Source organism: Roseibium porphyridii, from assembly GCF_026191725.2.
Taxonomy (GTDB): domain Bacteria; phylum Pseudomonadota; class Alphaproteobacteria; order Rhizobiales; family Stappiaceae; genus Roseibium; species Roseibium porphyridii.
This window is the reverse complement of record NZ_CP120863.1, coordinates 5,656,550-5,670,196: the sequence shown is the minus strand read 5'-3', so window position 1 is coordinate 5,670,196 and position 13,647 is coordinate 5,656,550. Positions and strand designations below refer to the sequence as shown.

The 13,647-nt window shown below is 55.2% G+C and carries 14 protein-coding genes; 5 read left to right on the top strand and 9 right to left on the bottom strand.

The annotated features are described in order from the left end of the window. Positions 1-12: 12 nt before the first annotated feature. From K1718_RS26160 to K1718_RS26150, 3 genes are all read right to left on the bottom strand, one after another. Positions 13-1,194 carry a benzoate/H(+) symporter BenE family transporter gene (locus K1718_RS26160; protein WP_265680293.1) on the bottom strand — a complete coding sequence of 394 codons (1,182 nt, stop codon included), beginning with the start codon at positions 1,192-1,194 and terminating at the stop codon, positions 13-15. Between the two features lie 143 nt (positions 1,195-1,337). Beyond that, positions 1,338-1,949 (bottom strand): ferric reductase-like transmembrane domain-containing protein, encoded by a 612-nt coding sequence (locus K1718_RS26155; RefSeq protein ID WP_265680294.1) that lies wholly within the window; start codon positions 1,947-1,949, stop codon positions 1,338-1,340. Positions 1,950-1,970: 21 nt separating this feature from the next. Continuing rightward, positions 1,971-2,459, bottom strand: a complete 489-nt coding sequence (locus K1718_RS26150) for a peptidase associated/transthyretin-like domain-containing protein (RefSeq protein ID WP_152503859.1) — start codon at positions 2,457-2,459, stop codon at positions 1,971-1,973. Between the two features lie 302 nt (positions 2,460-2,761). Here K1718_RS26150 and K1718_RS26145 point away from each other — a divergent pair, with 302 nt between their 5' ends. Then, positions 2,762-3,202: a YHS domain-containing (seleno)protein gene (locus K1718_RS26145; RefSeq protein ID WP_265680295.1), complete on the top strand. Its 441-nt coding sequence runs from the start codon at positions 2,762-2,764 to the stop codon at positions 3,200-3,202. A 108-nt stretch (positions 3,203-3,310) separates the two neighbouring features. Here K1718_RS26145 and K1718_RS26140 read toward each other — a convergent pair whose 3' ends face one another. Then, positions 3,311-4,513, bottom strand: coding sequence for a vWA domain-containing protein (locus K1718_RS26140; RefSeq protein ID WP_265680296.1), 1,203 nt, complete (start codon positions 4,511-4,513; stop codon positions 3,311-3,313). Positions 4,514-4,997: 484 nt separating this feature from the next. Between K1718_RS26140 and K1718_RS26135 the strand changes: the two genes are divergently transcribed. Both K1718_RS26135 and K1718_RS26130 read left to right on the top strand, forming a co-directional pair. Next, complete coding sequence (locus tag K1718_RS26135) at positions 4,998-5,972, top strand: hypothetical protein (RefSeq protein ID WP_152503856.1); 975 nt, start codon at positions 4,998-5,000, stop codon at positions 5,970-5,972. A gap of 132 nt (positions 5,973-6,104) precedes the next feature. Continuing rightward, positions 6,105-6,674, top strand: coding sequence for a cytochrome b (locus K1718_RS26130; RefSeq protein ID WP_247649309.1), 570 nt, complete (start codon positions 6,105-6,107; stop codon positions 6,672-6,674). 95 nt (positions 6,675-6,769) lie between these two features. Here K1718_RS26130 and K1718_RS26125 read toward each other — a convergent pair whose 3' ends face one another. Together K1718_RS26125 and K1718_RS26120 are read right to left on the bottom strand one after the other, a co-directional pair. Beyond that, entirely contained in the window at positions 6,770-8,629 is a 1,860-nt protein-coding gene (locus tag K1718_RS26125) for a CHASE2 domain-containing protein (RefSeq protein WP_265680297.1), read from the bottom strand. Beyond that, positions 8,626-9,039 (bottom strand): FecR family protein, encoded by a 414-nt coding sequence (locus K1718_RS26120; RefSeq protein ID WP_265680298.1) that lies wholly within the window; start codon positions 9,037-9,039, stop codon positions 8,626-8,628. The genes K1718_RS26125 and K1718_RS26120 overlap by 4 nt, the downstream gene beginning before the upstream one ends. Before the next feature lie 227 nt (positions 9,040-9,266). On the opposite strand from K1718_RS26120, the gene K1718_RS26115 reads away from it, so the two are divergent. Beyond that, positions 9,267-9,968: a Crp/Fnr family transcriptional regulator gene (locus K1718_RS26115; protein ID WP_152503854.1), complete on the top strand. Its 702-nt coding sequence runs from the start codon at positions 9,267-9,269 to the stop codon at positions 9,966-9,968. A 37-nt stretch (positions 9,969-10,005) separates the two neighbouring features. Here the strand turns inward: K1718_RS26115 and K1718_RS26110 are convergent, their stop codons facing one another. Further along, positions 10,006-10,893, bottom strand: a complete 888-nt coding sequence (locus K1718_RS26110) for a LysR family transcriptional regulator (protein WP_152503853.1) — start codon at positions 10,891-10,893, stop codon at positions 10,006-10,008. Between the two features lie 103 nt (positions 10,894-10,996). Between K1718_RS26110 and K1718_RS26105 the strand changes: the two genes are divergently transcribed. After that, the gene (locus K1718_RS26105; RefSeq protein WP_152503852.1) at positions 10,997-11,386 is read left to right on the top strand and encodes a tautomerase family protein; all 390 of its coding nucleotides are present in this window, start codon (positions 10,997-10,999) and stop codon (positions 11,384-11,386) included. Positions 11,387-11,399: 13 nt separating this feature from the next. On the opposite strand, the gene K1718_RS26100 is transcribed toward K1718_RS26105, so the two are convergent. Both K1718_RS26100 and K1718_RS26095 read right to left on the bottom strand, forming a co-directional pair. Further along, positions 11,400-12,488: an enolase C-terminal domain-like protein gene (locus K1718_RS26100; RefSeq protein WP_265680299.1), complete on the bottom strand. Its 1,089-nt coding sequence runs from the start codon at positions 12,486-12,488 to the stop codon at positions 11,400-11,402. A 118-nt stretch (positions 12,489-12,606) separates the two neighbouring features. Continuing rightward, entirely contained in the window at positions 12,607-13,530 is a 924-nt protein-coding gene (locus K1718_RS26095) for a hypothetical protein (RefSeq protein WP_265680300.1), read from the bottom strand. Positions 13,531-13,647 lie beyond the last annotated feature (117 nt).

Here is a 13,647-nt window from a genome sequence, read left to right as displayed (position 1 = left end):
TTCACGTTTCGATCATGTGGACTGCTTCTTCACGAGTGACTTTGCAATCCAGACAATGCTGCCTGCAACGACACCCCAAAAGGCTCCGCTGACACCGAAGAGCATCATTCCACTGGCTGCGATCAGAAAGGTCAACGCGGGCGCCTCAAGTTGGTCACGGTCGCTGAAAGCTGCCGAAATGGAATTGACGAAAGCCGGGATCAGCGCCAGCCCCGCAACGGCGGTGATCAGATCGGTCGGAGCGAGACCTGCCAGAGACGTCACAAGCCCAGCTGCAAAAGCCAGAAGTGTGTAGGCAATTCCAGACACGATGGCAGCCCAGTAACGCCCGGCCGGATCGCGTCCGGCGTCTTCTCCAGCCATCATTGCAGCGGTGATCGCGGACATGTTGACCGGCACCGATCCAAACGGTGCGATCAAAAGGCTCACCAGTCCGGTCTTTTGAAGCAGGGGCTGCCGATTGACCGGGTATTTGTTCAGCTCCAATACGGCGAAGCCAGGAATGTTCTGACCGGCCATTGTCACGAGATAGAGCGGTAAAGAGACGGAAACAATTGAATGGATGGAAAAAGTCGGCATGACAGGCGTAAAAACCGGCAGCCATTGCGTTTCCACAGCGGCAGTGCCGCTGTCGCCATTCACCGCGAAGAAGAGAACGATCACAAAGGCGATCACGGCAAACGGCATTGCAGCAAGTCTGTTCCAGGCCAGCCCGATGAGCCAGGCCAGAAGAACCGGCAATACCAGCAAGGGAATCGTTCCCAGAGCCAAAGCCGGTGCAAAGCACAGTTTCAACAAGACACCTGCCAGAAGCCCGTTTGCAATAGGCTTCGGGATAGCGGCGACAACACGTCCAAGCGCAGGTATGAACCCGGTCACGACGATCAGCGCTGCACAGCAGATCAAGGCTCCGACAGCTTCTGAAAAGCCTCCCGGCAACGCGACGGTTGCCGCAAGGAACGCAGCGCCGGGAGTTGACCACGCAACCGCCGCCGGGATCCGCGTGACGGCCGGGAGCCAGATACTGCAGATGCCCATGCCGATGGTGGCAAAAAACAACCCGGTCGCTGCTTGCGCATCTGTGGCGCCCATCGATTTAACGCCTGCAAGCACAATGGCAAAGGAGGCCGAGTATCCGACAAAGGCTGCAAGCAGCCCCATATAGGTGGCTGGAAACGTTAGATCACGGAACATGGAAGGCTCATTTTTCGGGCAAGGCTCGTGCGCGCCGCGCACGCCCGAACACAGCATAGCAAGGCCGTCGCGGCAAGATCTTCAACCCGCCGAAAGCGCTTCTGACGCGCTTTGGGACAGTTCCTGGTCCTCTAGACTGGCCTTCAGACTTCGCGTCGCGACCGCTTCGTCCATATATTCAGGTCCACCATAACTTTCACTGTCGCGATAATGACGAGGGCACAAAGAGCGAATTTCGTCATGGTTTCCATCGTACCTTCGATCAAAAGGGCATGAATTGCACTACCGGTGACAATGACCATCGCGAGAGCTGTGTGGGTGCGTCGCCATATGCGCACCTTCAAACGCAGGCGACGACGAAACGCGGCAAGAAAAGCTGCGGCAAGCACGGCCCACATGGCAAGTACGCCCCATACGGAAAACGGCGTTGGAGAACGAAACAGCAAGGCGTCGACGACATCCGGTGGGCTGGTGATCCAAAGTCCGCCTACGTGAAGCAGGACAGCGGCAACCAGAAGGGCCCCGGTGATGCGATGGATCCGCCGTCCGCGTGCACCAGTGAGCCCGGGCAGGTAGCCACCAGCAAGCAGAGGCTGAACCAGGAGAAGAGCCATGCCCGCAACACCGGCAAATCCGGCAAGAATGTAAACGGGTTGACGCCAGGCGAGCAGGGGGCTTGTCGCAGCCGCCAAAATCGGCAGCGCGATAACAATGGCAAGCACGCTCCAGACCAGATAGCCGCGCGTTCGGCTCATCTCATGAAGTCTCAAGTCGGATCAGGCCGGAGTAAGGACGAAATGCGCCTCCAGGCTGGTATCCTTCGAGCTGGACATGACGGGACGCAGAAACACCGTTTCAAACTCTTCGCTGTCGTAGGCAAGGTGACCATGGGGTTGCCCAAACGCCGGCACGATCTGAGGCATTTCAAGACGGAAGTTGCCATTGGCATCCGTGAGGGTAGCGCCGTGGCTTTGCGGGTCGCGTTCATGCCCTTCCGTCGTGTGTGCCCATATTTGAATGCGTTGACCGGCAAGAGGTACTCCATCGCCTGCACGACGGACGGTTCCAGTCATCCAGAAGCCGCCACCTCCTATACGATCGACGATTGGAGCTCCGGGACGGTAATTGTTGGAGCCCCCACGCATCGAACGCGTTGGCGCTATGCCTTGTGCCTGCGCAGGTACCAGCAATCCAGATGTGCCCGTCGCCAGGGCAGCGCTTCCAACAGCGAGAAGTCTGCGGCGGGTGATGAGATCGGCGGTCATGAAAGTCTCTCCTGTCGGAAGTGGCGCCCATATGTGCCTTCGGGACCAAACACGGCCGATCAAAAGTATAGTGCGTTTGTGGCAATTTCCGAGTTCAGCATGGCTGGACGGGCGATAAACCAGGCTCACGGTTTCGTGATCCGGCGATTTCTACCCCTTTGCACAAGATGCAGATTGCGTTCAGGAGTCCAAAAGCCGCAAAAATGGAGACCAACAAGCCAAATCGTTCAAATGATTGTTCATTGAATGTCAGTTCGCCGCGCAACATCCTTAAGGCAACGGCGGTCAACCGAGGAAAGTTCATGATCAACCGCAGAGGAATTTTGGGTTTGTTTGCCGCAGCTGCCGGTAGTGCGATGGTCGCGACATCGGCGTTGCCGTCTTTTGCCAAGAGCCCGCTTGCACTGACTGGCTACGACCCGGTGACCTATTTTTCAGGAAAGTCCCCCAAACAGGGCCGCGCCGAGTTCACAGCGCAACACCGTGGACTGACCTACCAGTTTTCATCATCACGCAACCGGGATGCCTTTTTGGCGAACCCTGCAAGTTATGCCCCTCAGTTTGACGGCTACTGCGCTTATGGCGTTTCCCGCGGTTACAAGGTCGGGGTCGATCCGCTCGCGTATAAAGTGGTGGCCGGCAAGCTCTATGTGAACTACTCCAAATCCGTTCAACGGACCTGGAGCCGCGACATCTCCGGCTATATTTCCAAGGCAAACAGAAATTGGCCAGGCTTGAATTGAATGCGCTGAAATTCGATCCGCTCTGTGTGAAGTCAACCTTCAACGAGATTTACGGATAAAAATGCCGCCCGGGTGGCCGGACGGCATTTGTTTCTTTTTTTGAACTGATCAGTTGGCCGTCGGAAAGACGAAGAATGCCAGGTCCCAACCGTCATTGATGCCGTTGTCGTTCACGTGGGTCATCGAAGTAATGTTGATGTCGTAGTAATAGAACAGCGCGCCCCCCTTATCTTCGATTTTCACCTGAGTGCCACCGTCGGGGTTACTGGCGTCGATAAAATCAACGGGCGGGAGTTCCTGAAAGTTCGGCCCATCTCCCGTGTCATTGTCATTGGCAAGCACGACAAGCATCGAGGTAACAGGCTGATCAAAGGTGATCGTAAAGTCAGAGCCGACATGCAGATCGTCATAGCGGCCAGGAAGATCGTTAAAGCTCGCACCGCCGTTGACGTTGGAATAGGGCTCGTAAATGTTGTTGGCTGTGACCGTCCAACCGACGCCGTTTGACGTTCCGGTCGCGACAACTTTTCCGGAAGCGGCATCTTTTTCGATTTTGTGGACGTCAAAGCTCAGCCGGTCGAGATCAAGTTCGGTGATCTTTTTGGGCACAACAGGGGGTGCTGGTTTTGGTTCAACAGGCTTGGCAACCACTTCTTCGCTGACTGCAACAACAGTTTCCGCAAGAGCCTCGGTCAATTCGTTTGCATTGTCAGCGTTCAGAAACCGCCCGCCAGTATTGTCAGCAATGCAGCGCAACTGACGCGCTTCTTCATCTGTCAGGTCGAAGCCGACAACATGGACAGTGAAATCGATGCCGCTGTTTTCAAGGAGTGTTGCGGCAAGGCAAGGATCCGCCTCGCATGTTTCCAGGCCGTCACTGACCAGAATGACGGAGGCGGGGTCTTCAACATGTCGTAATTCCCGTGCGGCGCGCATGAGCGATTCCGAAATAGGTGTTTTGCCGCGCGGATTGATGCCCCTGACAAGCGAAGAGAAATTATTGGGCTCGAGTGGTGCGACTGATTGAACGACCTCAATGTCGTTACAGTCGCCTTTGCGCCGGTGGCCATATGTCATGAGACCCAGGTCGACGGCCGGGTCCCACTTTCCAAGAACTCCGTCGATCACGTCTCGTGCAATTGAGATTTTCGGAACTCCGTCAATCTGGCCCCACATGCTGCCAGAGGCATCCAGAACCATCATGGCTTTGCCACGGCTGGAAGTCTCCTGGGCCAGCACGGGGCTTGAAAAAACCAGCGCTCCCGCGACTGCCAATGACAACGGAAAGCAACCGGGTATGAAAGATTTCATGCTTGAAGTATCCCATTGAAATAGTTGCTCGAACGAGCAGTAGAACGACAATTTCGCTAGCATAGCGAAAGAACCTTGTACAGGCGTCCAACGTAGTTGTGATCGATTTGCTATTGCACAGATCTGAAGCATGTTCAGAAGTTAATAAAGAACCCCGTCGACACCAACCCAAAGCCGATGTCTTCTTCACATGATCAGAGGCTGAAGAATGTGCTGCACGGCACAGATTTTCGACTTGGCCAGTCTTGTGCTCTCACGATGTGGTTTGAAGCACTTCGAGCCTTTTTCAGGTTGTCGGAAAATCCATCGATCCGGCACTTACCGCGGTTTTGAGCACGACTGACCGACCCGACGGATGTTCTCGAGACTTTTCTCTCATTTCCCGAGATGTGAAGTGTTCTCGGTCACAGGGCATTCGCATTGCTTTCCACCATCTTGCAGGTATCGGAACCGCTCCTTCGGGACAAATCGGGAGGAAAGACCCATGCCGCTGATGAATTTCCAGACATTCAACAGAGAAGTCCAAGCCGTCAAAAACATCTACCGGCAAGATAACGCCTGGGTGGGTCGCTTCATTCCGCCGTCCTGGGACAGAGATCTTGCCATGACAATGTACATCCGGGCAGCTTACAGGCTGTATCGGGCGACGGGCCAAAATCAGCTGAGATTGGTGCTGCTCGGTGGTACCGAAATCCGCAAGGCTAGAAACCTGATCATGAATTTCGGCCTTACTGCTGCCAACGGCATTCAGGAAAGGGAAACAGCAAGACTGGCCGACGCTGCACAAGCAGCGCGCGAGGAAGTAAACGACGCGGACTTGCCAGTGAACACCCGTCTCCCGACCAGGGACGTTGTGCCGGTTTGCGGGCTGGGCAGTATCTTGAGTGAAGATCGTTGGACGCCACTTCTCAACGACGCTCTGATCGTCGGGGGTGCAACTGCAAACCATGAGTTTGTCATAACGCTTGAGCCCTATGAACGCGGTCTCTGGCGTGAATGTGAGGCAACCCTTGGCAATGAATTGCGGGAGTTGGAGCAGCAATACGCGCGATTTGGCAATGTGCCGGCGGGTTTCGTCCGGAACACGCCTGAGTTCAAGAAGCTTTGTTGGAAAAAATTCATTAGCTGGAATTTGCGAATGTTCTGGGACACACGGCAAAACATTCCGCGTGTCCTGGCACGCGAACTGATTGGGCTTTCCATATTTGGCTATAAGCCCGTCTTCGGCGACAGGCAGCTGGCCTTCCGTCGTCCATTAGGTGCGCGCGACCCGGTTTTTCCCGATTACGTTCGTGGATTGCGAAACTTGAGGTTTCACGTGCCGGGCGCAAGAGCCCGCATCATGGAGAACTTGTCCGAGTTTTTGTTCGATGAACGGGACGCCTTCGGTTTTCGTGCAGATCAGCCGCAGATCCATGGCATGCCGCATGTCGGAAATCCCATTCAGGCCTACGTCTGATCTCGTCGATGCAGAGCCCACCCTGGCGGACCGGCTTGACTGCCGTGCAGTGGAAACACATCCGCCGAACCTTGCATTAAATTGAACTTGAGCCCTCAATAGAAGCAGCTCATAGGACCGTTGGAGACACCCGTGACAGACAGCATTTCTTTCAAAGAAACCTCTCAAGGCGGAGGAGAGCCCGTTCACCCCTTCGCGCGATATGGTTCAGTTACGCGGCTTCTGCATTGGTCCGTCGCCGTATTGGTTCTTATCACGTGGCCCCTCGGCCTTATGATTGGGTTCGCAAAAAAGGATGTCGTATCCGCATTCTACCTGCTGCACGAAAGCTTTGGCTTCATCGTTCTGTGGCTGATGCTTATCCGGGTTGGCAACAAGCTTTTGACAAAACCTATTGAGAACGAGGGGCCTGCTATCGAACGATATGCTGCGGCCTCGGTTCACGGCCTTTTCTATCTTTTCCTGATCATCATGCCCTTATCCGGGTTTCTGGCGACCAATGCTCACGGGTTTCCGCTGAAATGGTTTGGTCTGGTTCAGATCTGGAGCCCGATAGGCAAGAGCCCGGATATTGCCTGGACACTGTCTGCCATTCATGAATGGAGCGCCTATATCCTGCTTGTCCTGTTTGTGCTGCACATTGGCGCCGTGGTGTTTCATCATACGATCAGGAAGGATCGGACGCTCTTCCGGATGCTGTGAGTGTCATCGGTTCGACCGGCCCGGCAACAGGCAAGTCTCCAGCCTGGCCTTGATGAGGAACATACTGCACGGCTGTCGACGCATTGACTGGACACTCAAAGCCGTTTGGAACTCAGCAGGACTTCGTGTGATTTCCAGAGGCCGACGTTGAGCGATTTTTGCCGGCCTCGAATGTCCTCCGTTTCGCGCCTTGGTACCGTCAGAGACTTTGGAGAAATATTCTCCGCGGCTGCAATGAGGTCGGACGAGAGCGCAACCAGAGCGCCATGATGTTTCGCCACTTCCAGCAACCGACTGGCCACGTTCACACAATCACCTGTCGCGGTGATCTGCTGTTGCTGTTCGTGTCCGAGGCGGGAAAGAACAGCTTGCCCGACATGCCCGCCGACACGGAGCCGGCACCCTTTCGACATTGACGATTTAAACGCGAGCCAGTCGTGCACCTGTTCGACGAGCTGAAAAGCGCACCTGCAGGCATTCAAAGGATCGCTTGAGGCCGGATCCGGGATGCCGAATCCGAGCATCGCACCGTCGCCCATGAAATCAAGGACAACACCACTATTTGCGGACGCGACATTGACGACGACCGTATGGAATTCTTTCAGGAAGTCCCGGGTTGCGGCAGGCCCCAGCTGTTCGCTAAGACCCGTATATCCAGACAGGTCGATGAACAGAACTGCAACCATCTGTTCCCTGGGCTTCAGGAGAAACGCGGGATCCCCGGCAATGCGTTCTGCCAGTTTTGGTGCATGAAACCTGGCAAGCTCCTGCTGTGCGATCTGGTGTTGCCGGGCCCATCTGCGGTCCGAGATTTGACGTACAAAGATCAGTCCGGCAACAGGCGGTAGGCTTGCTGCCAAGGGCAGGGCGCTGTTGAGCCAGTGCCCGTGCGTAAATGCTGCCGCTGTGAAGACCAGCCACACGGTCAGAAGTACCAAATAGATGAACGAGGCCTGAGCCAACGAGAAATAAGCGACCGCGAGAAGGCCGAGAAGTGTAATACTGACAGCGGCCAAACCATCGAGGCTTCTGGTCTCAGGCCCCCGTATGAGAGCGCTTTGATCGAGAAGGTTGGCAAGCCCTGTCGCCTGGATTTCAACCCCAGGCAAGACGGGATCAAACGGTGTGCTGAACCGGTCTCCGACCGCGGTCGCTGTGACGCCGAGGACGACCAGCCTGTCCCGCAGGCGCACCTCGGGAGTTGAACCGTTCTCCATAAGTACCGTAGCGCTGAGCGTCGGGATTGTGCCTGCCGGACCATAGTAATTGAGGGGCATGTGCCATCCAAGGTCGGTCGCTCTGAATTGTTCCCCGATGCGCACTCCGTTTGCTGCAAAGGTATGAGGCTCGCCTTTGAACTGGCTGTATGCCTGCAAGCTGAAGGATGGCTTCAAACCTTCGGGTGTCAAAAAAAGATGCGGAATATGGCGCGGCGTGCCCCCGGTGTCGGTGACGATATTGGCCAATCCCGTTTCTGAAAACCTGGAGACGCGTGCTGCGGGCACCATTACGGTTTCAACAACAGGAACGCTGCTCTCAAGCGGCAGCGCATCTTCGAGGCTGCCAACCGCAGCGATGACGGAGGGAAAGTTCTTGAGGGCTTCACCCAGATCGGTGTCATGCGAACTGTCTGATGTGGTTGGCAGCAGGATGTCGATTGCAATCGCCTTTGCTCCGGCTGCCTCAATCGCGCCGATGAGGTCGGCCAGCCGGTTTCGTGGCAATGGAAATTGCCCTTCTCTGCTTACGGTCTGATCGTCAATGGCAACGATTACCACTTCGGAGGGTGGGGATCGTTCGCCCGCAACGACAATCTTCAGATCAAGAAAAACTGTTTCAAACCGGTCGAGGATGCTTGCGCTTCCGGTCAGATGAATAAAGGCAAGCAGACCCGACCAAATCAGTCCGGCGGCAAGTGCAGTCAGCAAGATCCATCGGGAAAGCTTCGGCTTCATCGGCCAAAGCGATTGAGCAATGCACGTACCCGCCGTTCAGGCCATTGCCGAACCACAAGCGGTTCGCCGTTTCGAACATCAACACCGTCACCAGCGGTCAACGTCACCTCGTCACCGCCGGCTTCGCGGAAAACTGCGACCTCGCCTTCGCTGACAAAGACGGATGTACCTTCTGCAGTAACATCGACAACATAGACCGTGCCTCTGACCGCAGCGATCGCGTGTGGTGTGCGAATTTGAAAAGGACCACCTGCAGGGGCAACCTCGATCAGAACGGCATCGGAATCGACCTCAACCTCGGAAGGGCGTTGATCAGGGTCTGATTTGATCACCCCGAGGGCTGCTGCTGCCTCTGCTTCCAGTACGACACCACCCTGACACTGATAGACAACCCGGGCGGGGTCAGCCAAGTCTGTCCGCGTACACCCAATCAGAGATTGTGCGTTTGAAAAAGTACTTGTGAGAGCAATTAGAATGGAGAATAGGGCTAGAGTGACATACTTTTTCATCATCGATGTCCTAAATGGAACGTTCAAGTCGTGCTCCAATTTGCCCAAAGGCACCTAGAGCTGTCGTTCAACAAGTCACGGACATTCCCAGAAATGTCGTGCGCATCATGCCCTTTGAGAAAAAAACCATGAATGCATCTAACGAATTTAACAAGGAAAAGCTGCTCGGTAAAAGCTTTGTTTTTGAAGCGCTTGACAGCCATGCCAGAAAGGAACTGGCTGAGTTTTCTTATGTGAAGCGTTATGAGGCGGGGCAGAAAATATTCGCCATGGGCGAACCTGGCATGAGCATGATGGCGATCGCCGAAGGCTCCGTACGCGTTTCGATGATGACACCCGGCGACAGGGACATAACCTTGAATGACCTGCAGACCGGCGAGGTCTTTGGAGAGATTGCGATGCTGGACGGAGGCGGACGTTCGGCAAATGTCGATGCGCTCACAAATTGTGCGCTTGTGGTGCTTGAACGCCGGTCGTTCCTGGACGTCCTGAGCCGAAATCCAACACTCTCGATCCGTTTGATCGAACTTCTGTGTCAACGCGTGCGCCGGTCCGACGAGCGTATGATCGAGGTCGCGTTTTTGGATACGCAAGTGCGCCTCTCCAAGCTTCTGCTCAGGTTGACGACAACAGCTCCAGGGTCAAGCGACCGTCCGCTTCAAAAGCTTTCCCAATCCCAGTCGGAACTGGCAAGCATGATTGGCAACACGCGTGAAAGCGTCAATCGCTGCCTCGGCAAATGGCAAAAAGCCGGCCTGATTTCGCTGCGAGATGGCTGGCTGGTCATCAAGGATCGGGACAGGCTGGAGGCGCTTGCCGACGAATTCTAACGCGCAAGGAGTTCTGACTGCACAAGATCGGAAGACATCAGGTTTTCGCCTTCAGGAAATCTAGCATCGCCCGGACGCGCGGAAGGGACTGGCGTCCCGGTGGCATCAGAGCGGTAATAGCTTGTGCATTTTCGATGTGACTTGCGCGAAGAATTGGAAACAATTTGCCGGACTTGAGAGCTTCTTCTCCCAGAAAGTCTCCCAACCTCACGATCCCGAGACCCGCAATTGCCGCCTGCAGCAGCATTTCTGCACTGTCTGAGGTGAAGGTACCGGCAACTTCAATGTCGATCAGTTCGCCATTTTCCCGGAACGGCCACACCGATTGGTGAGGGAAGCCCCTTAAAAGCAGGCAATTGTGCGAAAGCAAGTCCGCCGCTGAAGTCGGTTGCCCGTGTTTTTTCAGATAGGCGGGGCTGGCCGCGATCACCCTTGATACGGTTCCCAGTCGGACAGCAACGAGATCGCTATCGGTCAAGGCGCCAACACGGATCGTGATGTCGGAATGCTCAGCAAAGGGGTCCACACGTCGATCGTCGATTGAGACTTCGACCGTGATATCTGGATAAACCTCGTTAAATGTGGGCAGGATCGGTGCCAGCTTGTGATGGGCGAAAGCTGAGCCGCTGTTGATTTTCAGGTGGCCGCGGGCGAATTCGGTTTCCTTTGAAATGTCCGACCTTGCCGCTTCGAGCATTGCAAGAATGTTGCGTGCATGTCGAAGAAACACTTCGCCTTCCGGTGTCAATGTCAAGCGCCTGGTTGACCGGTGTAACAGCTTGAACCCCAGTGATGCTTCAAGCCTCGAAACAGTGCGGGATATACCGGAAGATGTCAGTCCCCGTTCGTCGGCGACCGAAGCAAATGATCCCAGGTCAATTACGCGCACGAATGTTGCAATTTCGGGTGCTAGATGTGTGGCCATTCCAAACTTTCAGGCAATTTATCTTTGCTAGAATCGATCTATTTCCAACAAAAAATCAAGAATAACGTGACCTAGAACTTCAATCAAAGAGGAAGGGGCTCAGATGCCGATGAATAAAATCCACGTCCCGCAGGAACTGCCGTCAACGATCTGCCACAGCATCAATCGGTTACTTCATGACAGTCTGGTGGAAACGTGTGCGGTGAACCCGGACGACTTTTTCTGCCTTGTGACGCGCTACCCGCCGCAAGACGTTATTCTTCATCCTTCATTTTTGGGCTTACGTGACCCGGACGAAACAATCATTATCGAGATCGCGCTGCTTGGCGGACGCACAGACGATCAGAAAGAAGCGCTTTACCGCGATGTCAGGCAGCGTCTCGGCGATATTGGTTTAAAGCCCGACAATTCCATTATCTATCTTCTGGAAAACCAGCCGATCGACTGGTCGTTCAGCAGCGCAGGATCCGTGAAGTCGGTCTTGCAGCTTTAACAGGCAATGCGCGCTACCCTGAAATGCTCGAAATAGCGTACTCGTCCCAAATAATGCCGATGCCCGGCTCCGAAGACGGGAGCGCATGGCCGTCTCGGATGGTGGGCGTGTTCGCGACAAGCGTTCCGGCAATGTCGAACCATTCCAGGATCATGGCGGTTGGCGTCGCGTTCAGAAGATGGGACGAGATCTCGACAAACAGATGGCTTGCAACCGGCAACGATGCATCTTGTGCAAGTTGGCTTGCCCGGCGCCAACCGGTCACGCCGCCGATTTTCATGGCATCCGGCATCGCAAAGTCTGAAGCCTTCGCGGCAACCGACTTTTGCATATCGGCAATTCCCCACCAGTTTTCACCTGTTTGAACGGGTGTGCGGATGTTGGAGCGAACAACGGCATGCCCCAGATAGTCGGTGGCATGAACCGGTTCCTCGATCCAGGCAAGGCCTTCATCGTCGAGTATCTTCATGCGCTGGATGGCTTCGTCGACATCGAACGCCTGATTGAAGTCCGCCGCGATCCAGACATCGTTGCCGGCGACGTTTCGGATCGCGCGCACAACGGCAGCATCAACTTGTGGATCAGGGTGTCCGGCCTTGATCTTGAATGCGCGAAACCCGCGTTCATGAGACGCTTCGACTTCGCGGGCAGTCTCCTCCGGTGGCATCTGGCCAAGGCTGTCATAAACGCGGACGGGTTTGCATCCTTGGCCCAGCAACTTGCACAAGGGCTTCTCCGCCCGCTTGGCGTCGGCGTCCCACAGCGCCATGTCGATACCGCTGATTGCCATTGCCAGCAGGCCCTGATTTCCGAGCAACCGGGCGCGTTGATCAAGCAGCGCATTCACGGTTGCTGGGTCCGAACTCTCGCCTACAAGGCCATTGATCAGGTTCTTGGTCAAAAGGGCAAGCGGTTCAAGTGCGACCGGCGTATAGGAAAACAGATACGCCGATCCGGTGATCCCGTCATTCCTGGATATGTCGATCAGGACCAAGGGGGCAGCTTCCAGTGTGCCGGATGCCGTCTTGTGCGGGAGTGCCAGGGGAGCCATGACCGCACGAATGCGGCTGCTGGTTATCTTGGGGTACTGCTCGGTTGTCATACCGGCACAATAGAAAGCCCGGGTTCGATTTGTCTAGGACGTCGACAGGTCCGACAGTCCATGTATCAGACCTTTTTCACACGGGCCCTCTTTTGGCAATCCGCACTGTTTGGCGAGATCAGTTTCCACGTGGTCGAAAGGGTTCGAGCACTTCCACATCGACGGATTTTATGCGTGCAAACCGTTCTTCTACGTCGTTGGTTGCTCGCCAGGTATGGCGTGTCTTGGCGATGAGTTCGACACCATCAGGCGTTATGCCTGCCCAATCGAAATCCATCGTGATCGCGTAGTCTTCCGCACCAAGATCTTCGACCGCGAAGTTGGAAATGACGTGAGTGCTGGCAGCGACCTGCGACGCAGGACCGGCAAGCCAAGCTTTGAAACCGTCAAAGTCGGTGATGGCACCACTTGAGAAATTCAGTGAGAAGTCATCTGCAAGAATTTCTTGAACGGGCTCCGGGTTGCGAGAGGGGTCCTCGATCAGGGCGAGCCAATAGTGAACAAGGCTGCGCAGCCGGTTCTCGGCATAGGCATCTTGAAAGCTTTTGACGGTGGTATCGCTGTCCTGTTCGATCAGAACATTGGATAGAAGCGGAAGCACATCTTCGCCAGGCACCATTTCAACGGTGTAACTCAGGTCGGCCTGTCGAACGGCCCCATCGGGAAGCATGCCCTGGTTCTGATAGATGATCTTCGCGGCAAGCGTCAGTTTGCCATCCTCGCCGTGGGTGATCTCGGCAGATTGAACATGGTGTGCGTTCTTCCAGGTTGCCGGAAGCTTTGCCACGCGTTCCTTGTATTCCTCTTGACCGTTCGCGGTGCCCAGACCGGACGTGATCGTCACGTCCTTGCTGAGGATATCCAGCGCGTTGGCAACGCCGCCATCCGGGCGCTCGTAATATTGATACCAACGATAATACTGGGCCATCGCCGCGTGGTCTTTGAAACCGTTGCGGATTTGCGCTTCAGTCAGCTGCGCGGCAGCCGGATAAGCCAAGTTGAAGAGAAGCGCTATGGAAAGCAGGATGGATGAAGCGCGCATGACGAGCCTTTCAAGACAATAATGAGCATTTGCTCACTCATAAGTCACACGCCAATGAAATGCCAGCAGATAGCAATACTTTTTTGCATGCGATGTATCGCTCGCAGACGGAAAGGC